The 22,649-nt window shown below is 42.1% G+C and carries 24 protein-coding genes, 1 tRNA gene and 1 pseudogene; 7 read left to right on the forward strand and 19 right to left on the reverse strand.

What is annotated here, in order from left to right:
- Positions 1–648: a cyclase family protein gene (locus JJE29_03690; GenBank protein ID MBK5251721.1), complete on the reverse strand. Its 648-nt coding sequence runs from the start codon at positions 646–648 to the stop codon at positions 1–3.
- A gap of 136 nt (positions 649–784) precedes the next feature.
- Here JJE29_03690 and JJE29_03695 point away from each other — a divergent pair, with 136 nt between their 5' ends.
- Entirely contained in the window at positions 785–1,222 is a 438-nt protein-coding gene (locus JJE29_03695) for a DUF188 domain-containing protein (GenBank protein ID MBK5251722.1), read from the forward strand.
- On the opposite strand, the gene JJE29_03700 is transcribed toward JJE29_03695, so the two are convergent.
- The 10 genes from JJE29_03700 to JJE29_03745 form a co-directional block, all read right to left on the reverse strand.
- Entirely contained in the window at positions 1,219–2,778 is a 1,560-nt protein-coding gene (locus tag JJE29_03700; protein ID MBK5251723.1) for a bifunctional GNAT family N-acetyltransferase/carbon-nitrogen hydrolase family protein, read from the reverse strand. The genes JJE29_03695 and JJE29_03700 overlap by 4 nt on opposite strands.
- Positions 2,779–2,929: 151 nt before the next feature.
- Positions 2,930–4,009 carry a tRNA 2-selenouridine(34) synthase MnmH gene (mnmH, locus tag JJE29_03705; protein ID MBK5251724.1) on the reverse strand — a complete coding sequence of 360 codons (1,080 nt, stop codon included), beginning with the start codon at positions 4,007–4,009 and terminating at the stop codon, positions 2,930–2,932.
- Positions 4,010–4,014: 5 nt separating this feature from the next.
- On the reverse strand, positions 4,015–4,878 hold the full coding sequence (locus tag JJE29_03710; GenBank protein ID MBK5251725.1) for an RNA-binding protein: 864 nt from the start codon (positions 4,876–4,878) through the stop codon (positions 4,015–4,017).
- A gap of 158 nt (positions 4,879–5,036) precedes the next feature.
- Complete coding sequence (locus JJE29_03715) at positions 5,037–6,236, reverse strand: class I SAM-dependent rRNA methyltransferase (protein ID MBK5251726.1); 1,200 nt, start codon at positions 6,234–6,236, stop codon at positions 5,037–5,039.
- 85 nt (positions 6,237–6,321) lie between these two features.
- Positions 6,322–7,389, reverse strand: a complete 1,068-nt coding sequence (locus JJE29_03720) for a hypothetical protein (protein MBK5251727.1) — start codon at positions 7,387–7,389, stop codon at positions 6,322–6,324.
- Between the two features lie 115 nt (positions 7,390–7,504).
- Positions 7,505–8,215, reverse strand: coding sequence for a class I SAM-dependent methyltransferase (locus JJE29_03725; protein MBK5251728.1), 711 nt, complete (start codon positions 8,213–8,215; stop codon positions 7,505–7,507).
- 267 nt (positions 8,216–8,482) lie between these two features.
- The gene (gene msrA / locus JJE29_03730; GenBank protein ID MBK5251729.1) at positions 8,483–8,959 is read right to left on the reverse strand and encodes a peptide-methionine (S)-S-oxide reductase MsrA; all 477 of its coding nucleotides are present in this window, start codon (positions 8,957–8,959) and stop codon (positions 8,483–8,485) included.
- Between the two features lie 37 nt (positions 8,960–8,996).
- The gene (locus JJE29_03735; protein MBK5251730.1) at positions 8,997–10,223 is read right to left on the reverse strand and encodes a serpin family protein; all 1,227 of its coding nucleotides are present in this window, start codon (positions 10,221–10,223) and stop codon (positions 8,997–8,999) included.
- A 167-nt stretch (positions 10,224–10,390) separates the two neighbouring features.
- Entirely contained in the window at positions 10,391–10,543 is a 153-nt protein-coding gene (locus JJE29_03740; protein MBK5251731.1) for a hypothetical protein, read from the reverse strand.
- A gap of 217 nt (positions 10,544–10,760) precedes the next feature.
- A tRNA-Pro gene (locus tag JJE29_03745) sits at positions 10,761–10,837 on the reverse strand.
- A gap of 90 nt (positions 10,838–10,927) precedes the next feature.
- Between JJE29_03745 and JJE29_03750 the strand changes: the two genes are divergently transcribed.
- Complete coding sequence (locus JJE29_03750; GenBank protein ID MBK5251732.1) at positions 10,928–11,296, forward strand: FMN-binding protein; 369 nt, start codon at positions 10,928–10,930, stop codon at positions 11,294–11,296.
- Here the strand turns inward: JJE29_03750 and JJE29_03755 are convergent.
- On the reverse strand, positions 11,218–12,834 hold the full coding sequence (locus JJE29_03755; GenBank protein MBK5251733.1) for an ATP-binding cassette domain-containing protein: 1,617 nt from the start codon (positions 12,832–12,834) through the stop codon (positions 11,218–11,220). The two genes, JJE29_03750 and JJE29_03755, sit on opposite strands and share 79 nt — an antisense overlap.
- A gap of 208 nt (positions 12,835–13,042) precedes the next feature.
- On the opposite strand from JJE29_03755, the gene JJE29_03760 reads away from it, so the two are divergent.
- Positions 13,043–13,558 carry a GNAT family N-acetyltransferase gene (locus tag JJE29_03760; GenBank protein ID MBK5251734.1) on the forward strand — a complete coding sequence of 172 codons (516 nt, stop codon included), beginning with the start codon at positions 13,043–13,045 and terminating at the stop codon, positions 13,556–13,558.
- A 105-nt stretch (positions 13,559–13,663) separates the two neighbouring features.
- On the opposite strand, the gene JJE29_03765 is transcribed toward JJE29_03760, so the two are convergent.
- Complete coding sequence (locus JJE29_03765; GenBank protein ID MBK5251735.1) at positions 13,664–14,695, reverse strand: low specificity L-threonine aldolase; 1,032 nt, start codon at positions 14,693–14,695, stop codon at positions 13,664–13,666.
- A gap of 166 nt (positions 14,696–14,861) precedes the next feature.
- Positions 14,862–15,341, reverse strand: a complete 480-nt coding sequence (gene ybaK / locus JJE29_03770) for a Cys-tRNA(Pro) deacylase (GenBank protein ID MBK5251736.1) — start codon at positions 15,339–15,341, stop codon at positions 14,862–14,864.
- A 274-nt stretch (positions 15,342–15,615) separates the two neighbouring features.
- Between ybaK and JJE29_03775 the strand changes: the two genes are divergently transcribed.
- The 4 genes from JJE29_03775 to JJE29_03790 all read left to right on the forward strand — a co-directional run bounded on the left by JJE29_03775 (position 15,616) and on the right by JJE29_03790 (position 18,311).
- Positions 15,616–15,774 (forward strand): hypothetical protein, encoded by a 159-nt coding sequence (locus JJE29_03775; protein MBK5251737.1) that lies wholly within the window; start codon positions 15,616–15,618, stop codon positions 15,772–15,774.
- Positions 15,775–15,915: 141 nt separating this feature from the next.
- Entirely contained in the window at positions 15,916–16,659 is a 744-nt protein-coding gene (locus JJE29_03780) for a transposase (GenBank protein ID MBK5251738.1), read from the forward strand.
- A gap of 12 nt (positions 16,660–16,671) precedes the next feature.
- Complete coding sequence (locus JJE29_03785) at positions 16,672–17,640, forward strand: FAD-dependent oxidoreductase (protein ID MBK5251739.1); 969 nt, start codon at positions 16,672–16,674, stop codon at positions 17,638–17,640.
- Positions 17,641–17,669: 29 nt separating this feature from the next.
- Positions 17,670–18,311, forward strand: coding sequence for a thioredoxin family protein (locus JJE29_03790; protein ID MBK5251740.1), 642 nt, complete (start codon positions 17,670–17,672; stop codon positions 18,309–18,311).
- A 146-nt stretch (positions 18,312–18,457) separates the two neighbouring features.
- On the opposite strand, the gene JJE29_03795 is transcribed toward JJE29_03790, so the two are convergent.
- The 5 genes and pseudogenes from JJE29_03795 to thrC form a co-directional block, all read right to left on the reverse strand.
- Complete coding sequence (locus JJE29_03795) at positions 18,458–18,739, reverse strand: hypothetical protein (protein ID MBK5251741.1); 282 nt, start codon at positions 18,737–18,739, stop codon at positions 18,458–18,460.
- Between the two features lie 193 nt (positions 18,740–18,932).
- Positions 18,933–19,316 (reverse strand): annotated as a pseudogene (locus tag JJE29_03800) (pyridoxal-phosphate dependent enzyme).
- A gap of 331 nt (positions 19,317–19,647) precedes the next feature.
- Positions 19,648–20,682 carry a homoserine dehydrogenase gene (locus JJE29_03805; GenBank protein MBK5251742.1) on the reverse strand — a complete coding sequence of 345 codons (1,035 nt, stop codon included), beginning with the start codon at positions 20,680–20,682 and terminating at the stop codon, positions 19,648–19,650.
- A gap of 35 nt (positions 20,683–20,717) precedes the next feature.
- Complete coding sequence (locus JJE29_03810) at positions 20,718–21,179, reverse strand: RidA family protein (GenBank protein ID MBK5251743.1); 462 nt, start codon at positions 21,177–21,179, stop codon at positions 20,718–20,720.
- Positions 21,163–22,386: a threonine synthase gene (thrC, locus tag JJE29_03815; protein ID MBK5251744.1), complete on the reverse strand. Its 1,224-nt coding sequence runs from the start codon at positions 22,384–22,386 to the stop codon at positions 21,163–21,165. The genes JJE29_03810 and thrC overlap by 17 nt, the downstream gene beginning before the upstream one ends.
- Positions 22,387–22,649 lie beyond the last annotated feature (263 nt).

Below are 22,649 nucleotides of genomic sequence, written 5' to 3' on the forward strand. Positions count from 1 at the left end.
TTAAAGCGTACCTATTATGGCGATTGCCCTTACGGGAGATCCGTCCGCGTTTATTGTTTTAAGCGGCATGCATGAAAACCAAAAAATATCTTCACCGATAAGCCTATCCAAATCCTTTAGATTCTCGACTATTACCATTCCCTTTCCAAGAATAATTCGGTGGTTCGTCAAAAGCAAGTCTTCGACAGGATCGGCTGAGATGGTGTCGAATCCTACTCCCTTAAGCGAAAATGAGGCAAGATACATAGCGGCATCTATATCGAGGCATGGAAAGTTGTCATAGTATTCATCCTCTCCCCAATATCTGCTCCAATCCGTATGAAAAAGCACATAATCCGCTTCCCTTATTTCGTTTTCTCTTTCTTTTAAACTGTTTTTTTCAATAATCCCTCCCGCAGCACCCGATGAGTCGATCACAAATGCCTTACCAAAAAAATGCTCCGCATCGTATCTGTCTAGTGTTTTTCCATTCCGCAACAAATGGGCCGGGGCATCCATATGTGTTCCCGTGTGTGAATACATCTTTAGTATCTTTTCCTCAAAGCCGTCTTTTTCGATTGTGTTGGCCTTGATTATTTCGGGCGGCTCCGTTCCCGGAAAAACCGGCATGTCAGGTTCTATCAAATGTGTCAAATCAAATATTTTCATGTTCACAAATCTCCTTTTGAATAATCAATCTTTTAGCATTTCCAGCCATGTCTACAGTTTACTATAATTCAAAATCAAAAGACATAACTCGGTTTCTTTTGCTGTATACTAAGAGCAAGAGAAAGAGGTGGTTTTTATGTCTATATTCATCGATGCGGACGGATGCCCCGTGGTTTCACTGAGCGTTAAAATGGCTGCTCTACGCGGAATGGATGCCTTCATTGTAAAGAACTATTCACACGAAATCGAGAATGCTTATGCAACTGTGATAACCGTCGACAAATCCCTTGACAGCGCAGACTATTACATAGCAAACCATATTAAACTAGGCGACATAGTAGTAACTCAGGATTACGGACTTGCTGCAATGGTTTTATCACGAGGTGGAAAATGTATTACCCAAAACGGGCTCGTCATATCTGACGTCAACATAGGTCGGCTTCTTGGCAGCCGCCACATGAACCACATCATACGAAAAGGGGGAGGACGAGGTTCCCGATTCAAAAAAAGAAGCCCCGAAAATGATAGGGCTTTCGAGGCCTCTCTAAAAGAACTGCTTGACTCCAATTTTTAATCAGCTTTGCAATCGTTAATCATTTTCTTAACATTCAGCTCGTAAAGATCGGTTCGCCGATTTTTCCAAAGAGTAACGGTGCCGTCCCTTCTAGTCCGCTTCAAAAGTTCAAGGTCCAAGTCCCCTACCACAACCATTTCGATGTTAGGGGTGCATTCACCCATTATTCCGTCACGGGGGAATGCGAAATCAGATGGTGTGAATATAGCCGACTGAGCGTACTGGATGTCCATATTTTCAACCTGGGTCATGTTGCCTACTGTGCCTGCAATGACTGAATAGACTTGATTTTCTACCGCACGAGCCTGGGCACAATAGCGCACTCTCATATACCCCTGCCGCTCGTCGGTGCAGAAGGGTGTGAATATAATTTGGGCTCCCTTTTCTGTCACAATTCTGGAAAGCTCCGGATATTCGATGTCATAACATATTAGAATGGCGATTCTACCGGAATCCGTGTCGAAAACCTTGATTTCGTTTCCCGGAGAAATTCCCCACCACCTCTGTTCATTGGGGGTGATGTGGATTTTATATTGCTTCTCGATGGTACCGTCCCTACGAAAAAGATAGGCCACATTGTAGATCCGGCCGTCCTCCTCAACAAAATGGGATCCGCCTATGATGTTGACATTATACTTGACGGCAAAAGCCGTGAACATTTCAATGTAGGGCTCAGTATATGCAGTAAGCTTACGGATTGCATCGCTAGGAGACTTGCCTCCCAAAAATGAGAGCAGTTGGGTTGTAAAAATCTCCGGAAAAACCACGAAATCAGATTTGTAATTGGATGCAATATCCACGAAATACTCACATTGATTGGCAAATTCCTTAAAAGATTCAATCCTTTTCATCATGTACTGTATGACGCAGGTCCTTACCGGAAAAGCCGTCTTGAAGTGCCTCTTGGTCTTGGGATGGAAATCCACATTATACCATTCCATTAATGTGGCGTATTTGAGAGAGGCTTCATCATCCGGAAGGTAGTTGCGGTTGATACGCTTCACCACGAATCCGTTGCTGAGCTGGAAGGTTAGTATCGGGTCTCGAAGATCGTGACGCATGACCTTTCGTACATACTCGGCCGGAGTCAACTCATCTGCGTATTTGTGATAATTGGGGATTCGTCCGCCTATAACGATGCTTTTAAGATTCCAGTCCCGTGCCAAATCCTTTCTGGCCTCGTAAAGTCTTCTCCCAATTTTCATGGCCCTGTACTCAGGATGAACCATGACCTCGATGCCGTAAAGATTATACCCCTCGGAATCATGGGTGCTGATGGTCCCTTCCCCCGTAATTTCATCCCATGTGTGCTGGTCTTCATACTCGTCAAAAGTAACTATTAGGCTCGAGCTCGACCCTATGATTCTACCATCGTAATCGACGCAAATCTGTCCCTCCGGAAAAAGGGTTATGTGGCTCTCCAGTTGGTCAATACGCCAAGGATCCATTTCCGGAAAACAGATCTTCTGAAGCGCTATAATCTCATTAAAATCCTCCCGCTTTATCTGCCTTACAATAAGTTTCTTCTCGAATTTTGACAAGTCAATGTTTGGCACTTTAATCCTCTCCCTTTTATTAATATAATTCATTTATACCCATCCATGGCCTCTTGTCAACCATAAAGCAAGACCTGTACCTGCCCTGCTTTAATCAAAAGAAAAACCTCTACTGAGAGAGGATGCATAATAACTGCATTAAATTATTTTCTCACTTTTCCACAACATCGGCCTTTCGGAAAAAGACCTTGTCCACCAACCATGCTTCAATAGCATCTACGGCTTCGTCAATGTCTTCGTATGTGATTTCCAAATCATATTCGAGAACATTTTTTATGGAGTAATCATATAGTCCGTCGTAATAGGACTCCATGAGGTATCGTATAACCTCGTGGTATTCATCATTTTTAACCTGGCCCACAAGTCGATCGGCAGCATCTCCTCCCAATCGCTTTCTAAGGGCCTCTATTGCTCCAATTATTTGCTTCTCAGTTTCAGGCGAAACATAGTCGTCGGCGATTATTTTGACGCGATTTTCAATGTTTGTGTCAACGAGTATGTGAACCCCTCTTTTCATAGCCTGAAAGAAATTTTCCTTCAGGTGGAGATCTCCAATACGTTTGCTTTCACTCTCAAGTATAAAATAATCGTCCCAATCTTTAAGGTTTTCGAAAAGCAACGTATCGAACCGCTTCTGAGTAGGGCCTCTTCCACCGAATGGTATTCTACCGAAAACTGACCCTGAGTTGCTTGCATGGGCCTCAAGGTCTACCGTATGGACTCCCCTTTTCTTAAGCTTTTTAAGTATTTCCGTCTTGCCGACCCCTGTCCTTCCATGGAGAACCACAAAGGTCAGTTTTTCCACATCCTTCTCAAGATACGCGTTCACAATTCTCCTGTATTCCTTGTAGCCGCCTTCAAGTTGCAAAACATTCCCCATTCCCAAAGACCGAAAAAACGCAACAACTGCGCGGCTTCGCATGCCTCCCCGCCAGCAGTATACTACTACGCGGTCATGCTTGCTCGAAAGAGCCTGTATCTGTGTATATAAAAGCTCTAGTTTTTTTGATGCAACCCGTATGCCTTCAAGCTTCGCTTCGCTCCGATCCTCTCTATATATTGTTCCTATGCGGGACCTCTCTTCGTCATTAAAAAGCGCGAAATTCAAAGCCCCTTCCAAATGGTCCTCTGCGAATTCTCCTTCAGAACGAACATCCAAAAAGATGTAGTTTTTCCCTGAAAGAGCCTTCTCAACACTTATAGTCATACTTTCTTCCATAATCTCAATCATTCCTTCTATATTTTGTTTTGGAATTCTTCTATCCCTGCTTCCGTAAGTCTGGTTCCGCCTTCTTCGAAAGTGATCAAGTGCCTCTTGAACAATCTTCCCAAAGCCCTCTTGAAAGAACGCTTGCTTATACCAAAGCGCTTCCTTATTTCGTCGGCATCCGATTCATCATTAAAAGGCAAGAATCCATCATTCTTGTTTAGTTCCTTAAAAACAAAGTCAGCATCATCGTCCATTGTCACATGTGCTTTTTTTCGGAATGTCAGGTTTAGTTTGCCGTCTTCTCTCGTTGATTCAACCCAGGCTTCAATTCTTTCTCCAAGCTGAAATATTTTATATACCTCGCGTTTTGGAAGCATTCCATGATATAGATTCTCTACGGCAACAAAAGCGCCCATGTCCGGATTTATATCATAGACCGTTCCCCATACAGCCATGCCTTCATCGTACGGGCTTGCACTTTGAAGCCTATTGGATATTTTCATGGTTCCACATAAGCGTCCGCTTTTATCCTCATACAATTGGACTAAAACCCTATGGCCTTCTTTAATAGTCCCTCTCTGCTCTTTGAATGGCAGAAAGAGGTCCTTATCCAATCCCCAATCCAAAAATGCGCCAAAATCCGTAATAGACTTAACCGATAAAAGAGCCATTCCTCCCTTTACAAGTCTTGTCTCCTTAGTAGTGGACAAAAGGTTTTGCCTGTTGTCCTTGTAAACAAAAACCTCTAAAGCATCTCCTATTTCCATGTCTTCCTTGATTTCCTTCGTCGGCAAAAAAACATTTTGACCTTCTGTGGAATCTGATAGAAACAGTCCGTCAGCGGTTTTTTTAATTATTTTCAAGGATTGTCTTTCCCCTAATTTAATCATTTTTCCCATCCTTTTATTATCATTCTTTTAATTTCATTTACATTTCTATCATACAGCAAAAACCCGCTAAATAAGCGGATTTTTGAAAAATCGAGTTTCTTTTTATGCTTTTAAGGTTATCAAAGCCACAAATCTCTTTTTAATATGATTTAGGGTCTTCATGCCCGCTTGCCAACCCTTAAAAATAGAACTTTCAGATAGTCGCTTTCACTGTAGCTTTCACATATCCTGAAATCCTCAGGAAGCCTATACTCCTCAAGAATATTGAATGTAGCATCCGACTGCTTGAACCCGTCCTTCACCATTTCCTTAAACCGCGTCATGTCAAAGGCGGCACAATTTGTAGACGCAATGAGCAATCCTCCGTCTTTAAGCAGCTTTGCGGACTCTGAAACTAGATTCCCGTAGTCCTTAGGAGCGCTGAATATGTTTTCCTTGGACCTGGCAAAGCTTGGAGGATCGAGTACCACTATATCGAAAAGAAGACCCTGCTTGACCGCCCTTTTAAAATACTTGAAGACATCCTCTACAACTATCTCACGTCCTTCTTTTCCGAGACCGTTAATTTCGAACTGCTCCATTGTCCTTTCGAGGCTCCTGTTAGCAAGATCAATGCTCACGGTTTTTTTTGCTCCACCAAGCGCTGCCGCAACCGAAAACGCCCCTGTATACGAAAAGGTATTAAGCACGGTCTTGCCCTTTGAATAGACCTCTTTCAGGCGGCCTCGCACTTCCCTTTGATCAAGAAAAATTCCTGTCATGGCTCCCTCGTTCAGATAAACCGCGTATTTCACACCTTTTTCTCTGACTATTAGAGGAAACTCCGGTTGCAAACCCTTGACAAAATCGTCATCTGTTAAGTATTTGCCCCCGGTATCGAATCTCTTTTTCTCATAAATGCCCTTGGCCGCCGTCATTGCAGAAAGCGCTTCTACGATGGTTTCTTTGAATCTATAGATTCCCAGACTATACCAGTTTATAAGGCAGTATCCATCAAAAAAGTCGATTGTCAATCCTCCGATTCCGTCGCCTTCCCCGTTGAAGATTCTAAAGGCAGTTGTTTCATGGTCTGCGAAGTATCGGCTTCTCTTTCCGAGCGCAGCCGCAATCCTGTTATAAAAGAATGCTTCATCGATTGCCTCGTTTTCCTTTCTCGAGAGAACCCAGCCGGCGCCCTTGTTTTGACTGCCTATGTAGCCCCTTGCGATGAAGTTTCCTGAGCCATCCTCAAGCCTGACGACAGAGCCTTCCTTAAGGCTTTTACCTACGCCTTCAAGGTCCTTCTCTCTTATGAGAGGATACCCTTCGATGTATTTTATAGAATTTTTTCCCCTAAGTTTCAGCACTTGTTCTTTCAATTCCATCTTCCTCCGGTCAATTTATGAATACATGATATCGTTCATCGTCTCTTCAATAAAGCTTGTCCAAAATATTCACATTTTCCTATAGCTTACGCTTGTTTGCAAGAAACCTCTTCATAACCCAAACGGCAAGAAATACCAAAGCAGCAATTCCAATAATCGGCGCCGCTATATAAAGCAGGAAGGCCATTCCATATGATGGCCTGAAAAGCGCAAGTGAACATACGGCTATGACGCCCCCACATATAGCCATGGTCTTTCGCCTCTTCTTCTTCCAAATCCAAACGGAAAGAGCAATAATAACCGCTAACATCCCTAAAACAATTCCGTTATTCAGCGTTCTGTCATTCGTTCCCAAAACCAGACCCTTTCTGTCCGCGAAAGAGAATAGCCATTCCTCTTCAGGAAGCCCGTCAAGCTCTGCCGAGTAAGCATTCCCTCCGTCCGAATGCATGGGAATGTTGGAGTGCAGAGCCATGTCCATCTCTTCCGGAAAGGAGATTTTCAGAGTCACCTTGGGCTCCCCCTCGTAGAATTTCGCGGGAGTAAGATAGTATATCTGCGAACAAACATTGTTTATGACGTTTTGGTACCTGTAAAAACCGCTTTCGCTGTCGTAGGCGACTTCAAGAGTCGTTTCCTTCCCTGCCGGCAAGTCCACGGAAAAACGAGTTCCCCAAATGACCGGGCCATCTTTTGACACAGCCCCTTCAAAATGACTCGGACTGTTTTCGAGGATTTCTCCACTTAGCGGCTCAACAATCGGCATTCGGCTGGACGCCTCCCAATTTATCGGCATCTCTTCAAGATGCTTAGCCTGACCTGTTTCAATCATTTCTCCTTTGGAACGGACTGCGAGGGATCCATCCTCCCCCATGTAGGAAGTCATGAAAATCATGTCCACAATTTTATCTTCTTTCTCTTCGTTCCTAAGAATGTATGATACGTCTACCCTAGAGCTGTAAAGCCCCTTGTCGCCTTCGAAGCTGAACGAGACCGTTTCTTCCACCATGCGAATTCCGGAATCAGAATCGAAAACCATGTAGTGGTCCACCGGGTCTTCTATCGGAATTCCCATGTTTGCCCATGCCGCTATAGGAATGAGTGCCGTAACAAGCACTAAGATAAATTGGATTTTATATTTTTTCACTCTTCTTCCCTTTCCCTTTCGTGTATGTATTTTCCCATCTTAGATCTTGATGAAATGACTATGGCGCAAAATTATGGATATGAATACGCAAAATACATATACATTGTCTGGAAGCCTAGGAGTCTATGATTTCAGAATCGGCATCGGAATATTTTTTAAAGGTTCCGCATCTTTTACCATCCGTATGTATCAATCGAAGATTCGCAAGCTCTCCAAGCTTTTCCAAGGTCTTCGACATAAAAAACCCTATATGTGTCTTGTCCCTTCGGTAATGCCAGCCTAGAAACGATTCATCATCGTTGTAGTGAAAAAGTGTCATCACGGAAAGCAATCCATCAGTTTTAAGACATTTCGAAAGCTCCTTAATGGTATCGACGGGTTCTTTGAGATGCTCGAACACCTCCGTGGCAACAATAAGGTCATATTTGTTGTCAAGATAAACCTTCTCAGGAGAAAAATAAAGATCACATATGTCGGTTTTTATTCCATGCTTTTCCCTCATTATTCGCGACAATACGGGTTCGGGACCACTTCCAAAATCCAATGCCCTGTCGAAATTTTTCCCATATGGAAAGACAGCTTCATCAAGAAATCCTTCGAGAAAAGATCTATATCCCTCGTTTTCATATGAGTTATTATGCTCTAGATATCGTTCTTTTTCATCTTCGCTTGAAACATATCCCCCATTGTCCAGAAAAATGTACTTACATACAGGGCATATGTGGTAACGGTCCTTCATTTGCGTATCATACAAATCTCTAGTTTCGCTTCCGCAAATCTTGCAAGCAGTTTTGTTGCAAGCGTTTGTTTTTTTGTTATTTCCCATTGGTTTTCCTTTCAGAACAATTGCTAATAAGAATCCTTATATTTGCTTCTATAATCTATTATATCAAATATTAAACTCTCTCATAAGGGCACGCGAATCAGACGCAAGACGCAGCAAGCGGGCAAGAATGAAAGACAGTATAAAAACCGGCGAGAATCGCTTAGTTCAAGGCGCTTTCTGAAAACAGTGACTGGAGCGTATAAAATATACGTGACAGAGCGGTTTTCAGAAAGCAACGCTGAAATTAGCGATTCTCGTCGACATTAATTATGCATCCAAATCTATATGGCAGTACCCTCCGGAATTCTTCTTGAGGTATTTCTGATGGTACTCTTCTGCCCTGCTATAGTTTTCAAGAGGCAGTACCTCTGTCTGCACCGGTTTCTTATATTTTCCTGCGACCGACCCAATCCATTCATTCGCCGCCGCAAGGTCGTCCTCGTTCTCCGAATAGACACCCGTCCGATACTGCGCTCCCCTGTCAGGTCCCTGGCGATTTAAAAGTGTCGGATCTATTATCCTGAACAGTGCGGCAAGCAAGGTTTCTACACTCGCAAGTCTCTCGTCATACGAAACCTTTACCGTTTCCGCGTGCCCCGTGAAGTTATGGCAAACATCCTCGTAGGTTGGATTTTCGATTTTTCCGTTCGCATAACCGACTTCAGTTTCGATTACGCCTGCTACTTTCGAAAAATACTCCTCAACGCCCCAGAAACACCCTCCTGCAAAATATATGCTTTTCATCTGTTCGCCTCCATTCATTTTGTTCTTTCATCCATTCTTATTCTACCACTACATACTTGCCCATGAACAATATATCCCCGTGTACATCATCGGCAATCATGAAAACAAAGGGTCTGTCAGCCACGAACATAGCCGGGTCTTCCACTGCTGCGCTCTCAAGAATCTCCACAACAGTGACAGCCGCCGCTTCGCTTCCCTTCTCGTTGACCTCTATGACAGCCTTGTGGAGCACCCTGCTTATGAAAATGTCGTCTCTTATTCCCGAGAAGTCCGCCTCAGCCCCAAAAGCCTTTTTCATTCCCATCGAAATCAAGGTATCGTTGAGCTTTTTTATTCCGTAATCCATCTTGAACTTGGGAATTCCAAGTATAATATTTTCCGTTTCCCAGATAGACTCCTTCATTTTTTCCCAGCGGTCTGCGTCCAAAGACTCTATAAGATCATCCACAGTTTGCCCACCCTCAGGCAAAACGAAATACATGGACAGCTTTTCGTTTCCGTATGGCAGCCTTGCAATTTTGAAGTCCTTCGTCTCGCCGAAATCGACCGTTGTCTTGTTACTCATCATCTCAACAGTCTTTTGCGTTCCGGATTCCTCCGTGAACTTGGTCTCATAGGTTCTTTTCTCATCAAATGCATTTGTCCACTCGCCCTTGAAATAAACCGCGTTTATGAGATACATCACTACATCCGGCGAGATGGGGGGCTCAATCATTTTAGTTATCTTGCCCTTTGTAGCATCCTCTATCCATCGGTTTATTATGTCTGCACTATCCGGCTTTTGGAAATCAATGGATTCAATAGAAGCATCAAACACCCTTTTATTTAGCTCAAGAAAATTCTCTCCAATGGCCTCTCCTTCTCTGTACCATATGGAATTTGATATGTCGATGATTGTCTTTTCATCAGCCTGCATCAAATATGGCAAAAGGTTCTCAAACGAATCGTTTGCTGTCTCATCTGAAAAGATTTCGTACCCCAGTACCGACTTCATTTCTTCTCTGGTTTCCCCGCCCGAACCGTTATATGTCATTGTAAGCGCTGCTACAATGCTGAGGGGTGAAATGAATATATTTTCGCCTTTCTCTTCCCTGTTTAGCTCCCTGAACATATCGAATGCGAAGGACGTCATTCCTCCAACAAATTTGTTGTCTATTTTTCCTTCGTCATAGGCTCTTTTAGGTTCCGTAGCCGGCGAAGTGCATGCGGCAAGAATGACAACAACCAAAATAACGGGTAAAACTACCTTCAAATATTTATTCATATCTGCGTCTCCCTTCATGAAATTTTATGAGAAGCGCCATCCCCATATTTTTTTGTGCATTACTTTAATACCCCAATAGACAAACCGTCAATAGCCTTTTCCTCAATTCATGTCTTCGATTGTTTAGACACTCATGCGAATCCTTCCCGTCAATTTTTCAAGCCTCTTTACTTTTTCATCAAAGCCCTTATGTATCCGGCTCTGTCCGATTTTATTGCTTCTGATTCAAGCTCCAGCCGGTTGCCCAAATTCTCCGTCGGAGAATTTCTTATGCTTTCATAATCGCATATTTCTTGAACCTTTGATTCGATTAAAGCCAATATTTCCCTTGTTATGCGTTTTATAAGCGTGTTAATCTGTATAGACTTGGCAACACGATGAAGAAAACACTGTAAGTAAAAGGTATAAAGTAGATTTTTCCTTTTATACGCCTGTATAATTTCATTGTTTCCCCGCCTCCCTTAATATTTATATTACCCTCTTTTGACAAATAAAAGCCCCTGCTGTTCATATAGAACAACAGGGGCTTTTATAATTTGGTCGGGATGACAGGATTTGAACCTGCGACCTCTTACTCCCGAAGCAAGCGCGCTACCAAGCTGCGCCACATCCCGAAAAAAGGCACAACACTATGATACATAATTATGGCATTATAATCAATAGCAAAATATAATTATTTCTTGTTTCTTCACGCATCTGTCACAATGAAGGACAATGTCATTTCAGTCATTGACATACTAAGCCACAACGAACACGGTTCCTCGTACTATATGCCGGCAATGGACAAGGTACCACCTGAGGAAATAATCGAAAGCCAGTCGATTTCTGTGGACGCGGTGAATGGTTCAACCTGCACATCCTATGGAATCATGAACGCTGTAGGAGACGCTCTTTCGGATGCCGTCGAATCCGGAAGTCTTGCGGAAATAGAAAATCCCGAGCTTTCTGGAAAATGCAGTGGAAAGGGAATGCCCCGCGGAAACAAGCATTCTTTTTATTTATACATTTTTTCAATTGAAGCCTGGACCTCTTCGTTTGCAAGAAACTCGTCAAAGTCCCCCACTCGGTCGTAAACGCCCGACGGTGTAAGCTCAATAACTCTATTTGAAATAGATTCAACAAACTTGTGGTCGTGTGATGAAAACAGCAATATCTCGTTAAAACTCTGGAGTCCATCATTCACAGCTTGTATTGATTCCAGATCAAGATGGTTTGTGGGCTCATCCAGAATCAGCACATTCGATCCCGAAAGCATCATCTTCGAGAACATGCATCTTACCTTTTCTCCTCCGGAAAGAACCGGAACCTTTTTCATAGGCTCCTCTCCTGAGAAAAGCATTCTCCCTAGAAATCCCCTTATGAAACTTTCTTCTTTTTCTTCGGAAAACTGCCTGAGCCAGTCTATAAGATTAATGTCCACGTCCTCGAACCACTTGGCATTGTCATTGGGCAAATATGCCTGACTTGTAGTGACTCCCCACTTGAATTTACCCTCATCCGCTTCCATTTCTCCAGCGAGAATCTTGAAAAGGGTCGTAACTGCCACCTTGTTCTTAGAAACGAATATGACCTTGTCGTTCTTGTTTAAAGTAAAGGAAATATCATCTAGCACCTTGGCCCCATCGACTGTTTTGGTGAGACCTTCTACAAAGAGTATGTCCTTCCCTGTTTCACGGTTGGGCTTGAACCCAACGAATGGATATCGTCTGGATGAAGGAACTATGTCCTCAACATTTATCTTGTCCAAAAGCTTCTTTCTCGAAGTCGCTTGCTTTGCCTTCGATGCATTGGAGCTGAACCTGGCTATGAACTTTTCAAGTTCCTTTATTTTTTCCTCGCTCTTCTTGTTCTGGTCCTTCATGAGCTTTAATGCCAGCTGGCTCGACTCGTACCAGAAATCATAGTTTCCCACAAAGAGATGCACCTTTCCAAAATCTACATCCACCATGTGTGTACAGACCATGTTTAGGAAATGCCTGTCATGGGATACTACTACCACGGTATTTTCATAGTTTATCAAAAATTCTTCAAGCCAGTTGATAGCCGTAAAATCCAAATGGTTCGTAGGCTCGTCCATAAGAAGTATGTCGGGGTTTCCGAAAAGAGCCTGTGCTAGAAGCACCTTCACTTTTTCACCGCCTGCAAGTTCTCGCATTAGGAGCCCATGGGCGTCCTTCATTATGCCAAGTCCGACAAGCAACTTCTCCGCATCGGTTTCAGCATCCCATCCATTCATCTCTGCAAACTCGCCCTCGAGTTCGGCGGCCTTTATCCCGTCTTTTTCAGAAAAATCTTCTTTGGCGTAAAGCGCATCCTTCTCAGCCATTATTTGCCGAAGCCGTTCATGACCCATTATAACCGTATCGATGACGCTTTCATCGTCGTAGGCGAAATGGTCCTGCCTAAGAACTGCAAGCCGTTCTCCTGGGGTAATGAAAACATCTCCCGCAGTAGGTTCAAGTTCACCCTCGAGTATTCTCAGCAAGGTGGATTTGCCCGCTCCATTCGCACCTATGACGCCATAGCAATTCCCCTTGGTAAATTTCAAATTCACATCATCAAACAACTTTCTATCCGAAAATCTTAAAGATAAATTAGTAACACTTAACATTTTTTCACCCTTTTAACCTTTTTAATAATATCGTTCCGAATTGTTCACATTAAATTAGTTTATCGTAAAACGAAGCAAATAGCAAATATTCGCTTATAAATTCACGAATGTTTGCGTAGGTTTTTTTCTGAATATTCCAGCATTTGTCTTGACCTGCAGGCTCAAGCGGTTTATGATGAAGGAAATACTCTCGAAGGGATGTGCCTAAATGGAAAAACCAAACAGCAATAGCGACTGCATAAAAGCCCTCGTGATCAGGGAGTACCAACCGGGAGATTTGGGTTATATAGACTACTTGCACTGCAAATTGTATGAGAGGGAATATGGATTTGATGTAAGCGAATTCGAGCCATATGTTTTGCCTGCTATGGGCCAATTCCTCGAAACAAATGACCGTAGCGGAAGCATGGTCTGGGTGGCCGAAGATAACGGAGTTATCGTTGGGTCTATCGCAATCATACAGAACAGTGAAGACGACGCACAACTCAGGTGGTTTCTAATCGATCCGTCCGCAAGAGGAACCGGCCTCGGAAACGCGTTTGTAAGGACAGCAATAGATTTCAGCAGGGAAAAGGGCTATAAATCAATTTTCCTATGGACAGTAAAAAGCCTTGATGTCGCTCGCCATCTTTACAAGAAATACGGATTCGAGATAACTGAATACGCTTCCCGCTTCCTTTGGGGAATAGACCTAATCGAAGAACGCTGGGAATTGTCTCTTTAATTTTCATTCTGAATAAATTAAAGGCTGTCGCATCTTTTAAATGATGCGGCAGCCTTTTTATTGCCCATTAATATTTCACAAATAGGAATTTTCTTCTCATCAGTCCTATTGGCTTAAACGCTTCAGGTCGGATAGGAAGCTCTTAACCGCATCCTCACCAGTAGCCCAGGACGTCACAAGTCGAATTGCAGTATGGCTTTCGTCAATCCCACACCATTCATAGAAGCCGTAGCTTTCCATCATTTTTTTTATTACCGTATTGGACAGTATAGGGAAAATCTGATTTGTAGTCGACTCGGCCATGAATCCATAGCCCAGATTCTTTATTCCATCGGTAAGCTTTGCCGCCATGGAGTTTGCGTGGCGCGCTAGTTCAAAATACAGATCATCTCTTAATAATTCCTCAAACTGCACCCCAAGGATTCTTCCTTTTGCAAGAAGAGCCCCCCTCTGCTTCATGGCATACCTAAAGCATGGCTTAAGGGCTTCATTGTTAATTACGATTGCTTCCCCTATGAGTGCCCCGTTCTTGGTACCGCCTATGTAAAAAACATCCACAAGGGCAGAAAATTCCTCCAGAGTCAAATCGTTTCCTTCCGCGCATAGTGCCGAACCCAATCTTGCTCCATCCGCAAACAGATACAAGCCCTCCCTCTTGCAAAAATCAGAAATATCCTCAAGCTCTCTCTTTGTATAGAATGTCCCTACCTCTGTCGAGTTTGATATGTAAACCATCGCCGGCTTGACCATGTGCTCGAAGTAATGCTCCTCCAACACTCTCTTTATTCCTTCCGTAGTAAGTTTTCCGTCCGTGCTTGTCACCGTATTGATCTTGTGTCCGGTGGACTCCACGGCTCCCGTCTCATGTCCGTTTATATGACCGGTCTCCGCCGATATTACCGATTCATAGGGTTTCAACATGGACGAAATGACAATCATGTTGGCCTGTGTGCCGCCCGACACGAAGTGTATGTCAGCATTGGAATTGCCTGTTTTTTCTCTTATGATCCCAGTTGCAATAACGCAATGTGAGTCCTCACCGTATCCGTCTTCCTGATTCATATTCGTTTTTGTCAGGGCCTCCAATATACTGGGATGAGCTCCCTCGCTGTAGTCGTTCCTAAAACTGTATAACATTCCTTTATCCTCCTTGATCTCAATAAATGTCATGTTTGTTTTTCATGTATCCATGATATACAAGTCCTGCTCCGCTGTCAATTACACAAGGAGACATGTTTTCTTCCCATATAATTTTTCGCTCATCGTTCTTTTATACATTCAGCATTTTTTGGGCACAATAGGCTCAATCAGCCACATCAACCAATGTTGCTTTTGCCACAAAGAGCAAGGATTTCGATTCGATCTCCATTTGTAGCCCAATCATCCCTCCGCTGACAACAATCTTGTCAAGCAATCCGGCGCTTTCATCTATGAATGTCTTGAAATGCTTCTTCATTCCTATCGGGGAGCATCCTCCCCGTATGTATCCGGTAAGCCCCAATATGTCCTTAACATGAATCATCTGTACCTTCTTTTCTCCAGCAGCTTTTGCCGCTTTTTTCAGATTCAACTCCTCGTTCGCTGGAATAACAAACACGTAATGCTCTCCACTCGAGCCTTCCGTAACAAGTGTTTTGAATACATATTCAGGACTTCGCCCAATTTTGGCCGCAACTGAAACTCCGTCAATTTTCCCATCCCTGTTTTCGTATGAGATTGTTTCAAAGGCAATGCCTTCTTTTTCAAGCAAGCGCATTGCGTTGGTTTTTTTGTTTTTTGCCATATTTATACCTTCTTTTCATCTCTTTACATATCATTATATACTCCAACCTGCGAAATTGTCCAAACCATTCGTGAGCTAAAGTATCCATAAGGCAGATTATCTAATTGATTTGCACAAAAAAGTGTCTTCAATATTTCCGCATCGCAAACACTCTTGTCTTTTTCTTCTTGTAAAGAAGACTATTAATGATATCCATTTCATAGCTTAGGAAATTGTCATCTGCCCTTTTAAATCATATAATGATTAAAAATACGTTTTAAAAGGAGCCTCTGCCATGAATACAGACCCCTCACTGCAAGATTTGATTGACGATTTTCAAAACATGAAGAACGAAAATCTTGTTCCTTGTTTTTCCACCATGGAGCCAAGGTTTTTGGACTATATACACAATAAGCTTTTCACGGCCGGAACAAACATGATAGTTATCAAATGAAAATTAAAGTACCATGTTCAATCTGTAAAGAGCATTGCACCCTTCAAGGATGCAGTGCTCTTTTGTATGATTGTAAATTAATCGGGGACGGTACTTGACAAATGTTTTATTTTGATGTATTTTATAACTGAGGTGATTGCCATGGCAAGAAAGGCGAGGGAAAAGGTTCCCTTCGGGACATATCTCGTTCAACAATCCTGCGTCGAAGGCAAAAACATATTCGATTCCGATACCGACCGACATAATTTCCTCGAAATATTGCAGGAAAAGAAGGCTCAATTTCAATTCAAGGTATACGGATATTGTTTGGCGGACAAGCAGGCTTACAAGCTTGTGCTTTATGACAATGGAAGCGACATTTCAAAGATCATGAAGTCGATCAATATAAGTTATGCCTATCGCATGAGGAATCGGGGCAAGATTTTTAGGGGGCGCTATAGAAGCACATTGATAAAATCTCCGGAAGATCTTCGCATTGTTCTGAATACATTGCACGGAGAAAAACCTTGTTGCGACTATTGGTCCGCCATAACCGACACCCTTTTGGATAGCGACATATATTTCACGCCCGGCAAGAGCAATAGGGAAAGTGTAATGATTTATGACACTGAAACGGGCGAGATTTGCCTTGACGTCAATCCGTCGTGCAAGGACAGGACCGATTGCATCCGTACCTTGGACCAGGGGATGAAATTGCTGAAAGCTGCAGCAAAGGTTCATGGCCTCACCCTTGAGCAATTTCTGTCGAACAAGCAACTCAGAAACAGCGAACTTCTTAATTTCAGAAAAATGACGACCCTTTCTCTCAAGGAAATAGGCACCCTTTTCGGGGGGCTCGGGGAATCAGCCGTATGCAAAATCATAAGCCGAAACATGGGAAAATGAAGGGAGAAAAAAATGGTATTGGATTTTAATCTAAATGGCGCTGCAAAAGCAAAAGGGCTCGACACAGAAAGGCTTTACGATGCAATAATAATCGGAGGCGGCCCCGCAGGGCTCAACGCCGCATTGTATGCAAAGCGCAAGGGCTTGAATATTGGAATAATTGCAAACCACATAGGCGGGCAGGTAATGGACACCTCCTCCGTCGAAAATTATCTCGGATTCAAAAACCTCTCCGGTCAGGATTTGATGCATAGATTCGAAGAACATTTAAATGAATACGATATTCCGACAACGACGGGAACTCTGGTTCAATCCATTGAAGATGGTAAAGACTTTAAAAAAATCCACGCAGACAATGGAAAAATATACAAGGCAAAATCAATCATTGTTTCCACCGGCAGCAAACCAAGAACACTGGGCGTACCCGGCGAAAAAGAATTCATGGGCAAAGGGGTAGCATACTGCGCGATATGCGACGGACCGCTTTTCTCAGGCCTGGATGTAATCGTCTCCGGCGGCGGAAATTCTGCCGTTGAAGCTGCAATCGACCTTGCAAAGATAGCCAGCACTGTCAAGATTGTTCACAGAAGCCAATTCAGGGCGGACCAAGTTCTCATAGACAGACTAAAGCAACTTGAGAATGTTGAGATTTATCTTCAAACTGAAATAAGGGAAATCCGCGGCGAAAGGCTGCTCACACACATTGTTGCCTTCGACAAAAATGAAGGTAAGGAAATTGAAATCGCCACAAACGGTCTTTTCATAGAGATAGGTTACCTTCCAAAGAGCGAAGTCTTTGAGGGATTACTTGAAATGAACGAAAGAAAAGAAATTATTGTCGACAGAAAAGCAAAAACAAGCACCGAAGGAATTTTTGCAGCAGGGGATGTTACCAACGGCGATTACAAGCAAATAATACTATCGGCAGCAGAAGGCGCAACGGCCGCACTAAGCGCAAACGACTATATAAACAAGCTTTAAAACAAACCCAAAAATGGAGGATTATTAATATGGCTTTTTTAAATGAAGATATCAGCAAGCAAATCAAGGCAGTTTTTGCACCAATGAAAGAAAATGTGAACATCGCTCTATTCGTTGACAAAACTGGCTGCGAATCCTGCGAAGACGCCCGTGGATACATGGAGGAAATGGCCAGTCTCAGCGATAAGCTTTCGCTATCAGTCTACGATGTTGCCCGCGACAAGGAAAAAGCCATGGAATTTGACGTAAAGCTTACGCCTGCGATTGTCCTTCTTGACAGCGAAAACAAGAACAACGGAGTGAAGTTCAACGGAATCCCTGCTGGCCATGAGATAAACTCTTTCATATCAGGCATATTGAATGTATCTGGAGCCGGAGAAAAATTGCCGGAGGAAATGATGCAAAGAATCAAAAGTATAGACAAACCTGTAAACATTAAGGTCTTCGTAACCTTGGGCTGCCCGCATTGTCCGGGTGCCGTGTCAAAAGCCCACAAAATCGCTCTTCTAAACCCCAATGTGAATGCAGAGATGATTGAAGCCAACACCTTCGAAGAACTTTCCCAAAAGTTCAATGTCGGCGGGGTTCCTAAAATCGTCTTCAATGACAGTGTCGATCTTATAGGCGACCAGCCTTTGGATGCGTTCATAAATGCAATGGAAACCCTTTAGAAACGTTTTTTTAGAAAAACAATTCGTCACTATTAAAGCAGATACAACTTTATGTAATATATAGAAGAAAAGAGCCTTCGCAAATCACCCCGCGAAGGCCTTCTTTTTATGAGTCAACAATAATCCCGGAATATTCTTGCGCCATTTTATTCTATTCCGAAATCCTTCATGATTGTTAGCAAAGCCTCTATTGTAAGTTTCTTGGCGAATATTTCCCTGAACCGATAGCTTTTTTCTTTCCCTTCTTCCCTTAGTTTTGCTAGCTCTCCGGGAAGTTTTTCTTTCTGCCCGAGCATGTCTTCAAGCAGGTTCTCGAATTTCGCAAGCCTGTCGATTGCTTCTCCGCTGTAGCCGCCATTTTGTTTCCCCTCAATATGTTTTGAAATATATGTTTTTTTCTCTTCAATCCATTCGGTCAGTCTGTCCATGGCTTGCTCCTCCGATTGCCCGCTAAATTAAACATTGTTTGTTCTTTCCGTCCAATAATCTCACTTCTATTCGGCAACTTTTTTGTCTGCTTCAGAGTTTTCTAAGGTTTCAAACCCATCAATCCTACACTCGACTGTATCACCACGAGAAATAGGTGTTGCTCTGGGTCTCCCTGTCGAAATCCACTACACATTAATAGTTTTTAGCAATAAATTCGCCAAGGTCTTCCAGGCGGCATTCCTCGCTTTTCATATAATGTTTAGCAAAAGCGGCAGTATATTTAAGTCCGCTCCCGGTAATAATGCAAACAACCCTGTCGTCATCTGAAAGCACTCCAGTCTCTTTGAGTTTTTTCACAGCCGCAATCGGAACCGCAGAAGCCATGTTCCCGGTAGAAACCGTCCCTATTCTTTTATATCCGAGTTTAAGCGCATGTTGCAATCCCACATATGTTCCTCTGTCCTTAAACGACCATGTCGGATTTTGACTTTCATTCTTAAAATACAACTTATCAACACCAACAACGTCCGCTAGTCTCTCTGTTTCAACTAGCCCGGTAAATCCTTCATCTAGTGATACTCCTTCATCAACGCTTAAGAACTTTCAGTACCACTTTGTTTCCCGTGAAATCGATGGCATCATGGTCGGTTTTATCGTTTTTGGGAAGTCGAAAAGCCAAATACAGATGAAGCCCAAGGAAAAATCTCCTTCTGTGAGGTTTAGGCTTTCATCTGCACGCGTACTCATTCCTTCAACTGCCCTACGTGATCGGCAAAATCGCTGTGCCGATCTGTTTGATGTCTTATCCTTAAAAATTCGAATATTGCGAGTTTGATAAAATACAGAATCTGCTATACAGGAACGTATACGCTTCTGTATTTTATCCTCAACCCTAAATTGCAATCACTTATCTGCTGAATTTATATCCTCTGTGTATATTGATTAGATCTCTCAAAACTGACGCTCCAGCAGGTCTAACACCTGATGCCCCGCCTATGATTGTCAAATCGCCCAATCCGTCCGAGGTATACCTGACTGCTTTATTTTTTCCATCCACCCCGTAAAGAGAATGGCTCGAGTCAAGTTTTTCAAGCCGAACGCTCATTCTCACTTGTCCGTCTTTTTTTACCGTTTTGCCAACCAGCTTGAATTTTTTGCCTTCGGCTAAGCACTGACTTACATCCTCCGGTGTGATTTCCGTAATTCCTTCTACGCTTATGTCTTCCAATGTTTTTTCCTCATTCATAAGTACATTGGTCAAAATCAAGAGTTTAGACGCCGTATCCCAGCCCTCCACGTCAAGAGTCGGATCGGTTTCAGCAATACCAATTTTCTGCGCCTCTTTCAGCGCCTCAAGGTAGCTAACTTTTTTGTTTTCCATTTCATTTATTATGAAATTTGTCGTCCCATTAAGTAAGCCTTCTATGGAAAGTATTTCAGACCCGGCCAAGTCCATCATGCCACCGTTTATAGAAGGCAGAGCCCCTCCTGTAGTACAACCAATTCCCAGCTGCACTCCATTTTTCACTGCTAAATCATTCAGCTTTTTATATGCGAGCAATATTGGCCCCTTGTTGGATGTGATTACATGAATTCCACTTCCAATCGATTTAGTTATATGGGTCATACCCGGTTCTCCGGTTTTTTTGTTTGTGGGGGTCATTTCAACAACGACATCAACATCTTTGTTTTCAAGCATTTTACCGAACGAGACATCTTTGCTTCCGCCTTTGGGATATTTAGATATGTCCCTCTCCTTCGCAGAAAATTCCAATAGGTCCATGCAGTCTATACCCTCGGGGTTATAAACCCCGCCACGCGAATTGATGATGTAGCAGATTTGCGTATCCAATCCTTCTTCACGCAGTATTTCTTCTTTTTCTTCAAGCAGCTTCATGAAAGCTCTTCCTACACCACCAAAACCAATAACTGCAATATTCATTAAATTCTCCTTATTTCAACATAGACAAAGCTTTATTATTTTTTGATTTTTACGATTAGTTCAATTTCTACGGCTGCGTTTCCAGGTAATGAGTTAACACCTATAGCTGACCTTGCATGTTTTCCAACTTCTCCAAAAATCTGCTCCAATAATTCAGATGCACCATTTATAACTAGAGATTGTTCAGTGAAATCTTCACAAGAATTTACAAAACCTGTCATTTTTACAATTTTCTCTATGTTGTCCAAATCGATTATAATATCTTTTATAGCACTAATAGATCTTAATACGCAAAGTTTTGAAGCTTCATATCCTTCAATTGTAGACAAATCTCTTCCTAGCTTTCCTTTGTATACTAAATTCACTCCATCTTTGGGAGTTTGCCCCGATACATATATATACTCCCCACACTTAACTGCCGGGACATATATTGCACCCGGTTTTGGCGACAACGGAATATTGATTTTCAATTCCTTTAGTCTATTTTCTATTATCATTTTTTATCCCCTTAATTACGCTAGATAGATCTTCTATATCGCAATCAATAGTATTCAGTTTATGTTTCTCAAAAACAGCTGTGTATTTCAATCCACTTCCTGTCACAATACAAACAACTCTATCGTTTTCATTTAAATAATTTTGCTTCTTTAATTTTTTTACGGCAGCCAATGGAACCGCAGATGCTGGCTGAATAAAAATACCTTCCCTTGCTAGAATCCCCTGCGCATCTATTATTTCTTCATCTGTAACACTAACTGCGATTCCTCCATTTGCTTTTAGCATACGAAGAATTTGATTGCCGCTTGGTGGATATGGGTTTTCAATAGCATGAGCAATTGTATTGGGATTCTCAACTTTATTAACCACTTCGCGTCCATCTTCATAAGCTTCAGCAATAGGAGAACATCCCTTTGCTTGCGCACAAATTATCTTTGGGATTTTATCTATTAAACCACAATTTTTAAATTCTCTGAATCCCTTTTCTATACCTCTTGTATTCCCGCCTGAACTGGTTGGCACAACTACATAATCCGGCATATTAAAATTAAGTTGTTCGCAAATTTCAAAAGCAGCAGTTTTTTCGCCCTCAACCCTAAAAGGAACATCTGAATTCATAAAGTATATATCATTCTCTTCTCCAATTTTATAACTTTCCAAATAAATATCATCATAATTCCCATTGATTTTTAGAAGATTAGGATTGTATATCGCTATGGGATTTATCTTTTCAGTAGGTATACCTTCTTTTACAAAAATGAATGTTTCTAAATTAGATTTGCTGCCATAAGCAGCTACCGACGGTGCCATATTCCCACTTGAAACAGTTCCTATTCTTTTAAAACCAAGTTTTATGGCATGTTGTACTGCTGCTACAGTCCCTCTATCTTTAAAAGACCATGTAGGATTTTGACTCTCATTTTTAAAATAAAGCTCTTTAATGCCTATTTTATTAGCAATATCCGGAGATTCAGTAAGAGCTGTAAATCCTTCTCCTAAAGATATTCCCTTGGTTAACTCCAGAAATGGAAAAAAATCAGAATATCTTTCTAGCGTATTTTGGCTGAGTGTATTGCCTTTAGTAATTTTTCCTGTTTTTACCTCTTCTAGTTCCAATGGTTCATTGCAAATATCACATCGGAAATTTATTTTTTTTATTGAAAATTCTTTACCACATTTTGTACAATTAAGCTTTATATTTTTCATGTTAATTCCCCCTCACTATTAAATAATATTATTAACAGAATGAATTATTGATATTAATGCCTGCATAGTAGATAGAAGTTGATTGTATATTTTTTTTCTTATTATGCCATCTTTGCTTTTGGATGTTTTCTTTTTTGTAAAATATACGCTACAGCCAACAGTATTACTGCTATTAGATTAAAATAACGATTTGTTGTAAGTAACATTAATCCGCCAATAAAGAATAATCCTCTCTCGATTATATTCATTTTACTAGTAAAGAA

Source organism: Peptostreptococcaceae bacterium, assembly GCA_016649995.1.
Classification (GTDB): Bacteria; Bacillota; Clostridia; order Peptostreptococcales; family BM714; genus BM714.

Bases quoted from the DNA above. Each gene is read 5' to 3' on its own strand.
- JJE29_03690 (MBK5251721.1), bottom strand. From the start codon at position 648: ATGAAAATATTTGATTTGACACATTTGATAGAACCTGACATGCCGGTT.
- JJE29_03695 (MBK5251722.1), top strand. From the start codon at position 785: ATGTCTATATTCATCGATGCGGACGGATGCCCCGTGGTTTCACTGAGC.
- mnmH (MBK5251724.1), bottom strand. From the start codon at position 4,009: ATGATTGAGATTATGGAAGAAAGTATGACTATAAGTGTTGAGAAGGCT.
- JJE29_03710 (MBK5251725.1), bottom strand. From the start codon at position 4,878: ATGATTAAATTAGGGGAAAGACAATCCTTGAAAATAATTAAAAAAACC.
- JJE29_03725 (MBK5251728.1), bottom strand. From the start codon at position 8,215: ATGGGAAATAACAAAAAAACAAACGCTTGCAACAAAACTGCTTGCAAG.
- msrA (MBK5251729.1), bottom strand. From the start codon at position 8,959: ATGAAAAGCATATATTTTGCAGGAGGGTGTTTCTGGGGCGTTGAGGAG.
- JJE29_03735 (MBK5251730.1), bottom strand. From the start codon at position 10,223: ATGAATAAATATTTGAAGGTAGTTTTACCCGTTATTTTGGTTGTTGTC.
- JJE29_03750 (MBK5251732.1), top strand. From the start codon at position 10,928: ATGAAGGACAATGTCATTTCAGTCATTGACATACTAAGCCACAACGAA.
- JJE29_03755 (MBK5251733.1), bottom strand. From the start codon at position 12,834: ATGTTAAGTGTTACTAATTTATCTTTAAGATTTTCGGATAGAAAGTTG.
- JJE29_03760 (MBK5251734.1), top strand. From the start codon at position 13,043: ATGGAAAAACCAAACAGCAATAGCGACTGCATAAAAGCCCTCGTGATC.
- JJE29_03765 (MBK5251735.1), bottom strand. From the start codon at position 14,695: ATGTTATACAGTTTTAGGAACGACTACAGCGAGGGAGCTCATCCCAGT.
- ybaK (MBK5251736.1), bottom strand. From the start codon at position 15,341: ATGGCAAAAAACAAAAAAACCAACGCAATGCGCTTGCTTGAAAAAGAA.
- JJE29_03775 (MBK5251737.1), top strand. From the start codon at position 15,616: ATGAATACAGACCCCTCACTGCAAGATTTGATTGACGATTTTCAAAAC.
- JJE29_03780 (MBK5251738.1), top strand. From the start codon at position 15,916: ATGGCAAGAAAGGCGAGGGAAAAGGTTCCCTTCGGGACATATCTCGTT.
- JJE29_03785 (MBK5251739.1), top strand. From the start codon at position 16,672: ATGGTATTGGATTTTAATCTAAATGGCGCTGCAAAAGCAAAAGGGCTC.
- JJE29_03790 (MBK5251740.1), top strand. From the start codon at position 17,670: ATGGCTTTTTTAAATGAAGATATCAGCAAGCAAATCAAGGCAGTTTTT.
- JJE29_03795 (MBK5251741.1), bottom strand. From the start codon at position 18,739: ATGGACAGACTGACCGAATGGATTGAAGAGAAAAAAACATATATTTCA.
- JJE29_03805 (MBK5251742.1), bottom strand. From the start codon at position 20,682: ATGAATATTGCAGTTATTGGTTTTGGTGGTGTAGGAAGAGCTTTCATG.
- JJE29_03810 (MBK5251743.1), bottom strand. From the start codon at position 21,179: ATGATAATAGAAAATAGACTAAAGGAATTGAAAATCAATATTCCGTTG.
- thrC (MBK5251744.1), bottom strand. From the start codon at position 22,386: ATGAAAAATATAAAGCTTAATTGTACAAAATGTGGTAAAGAATTTTCA.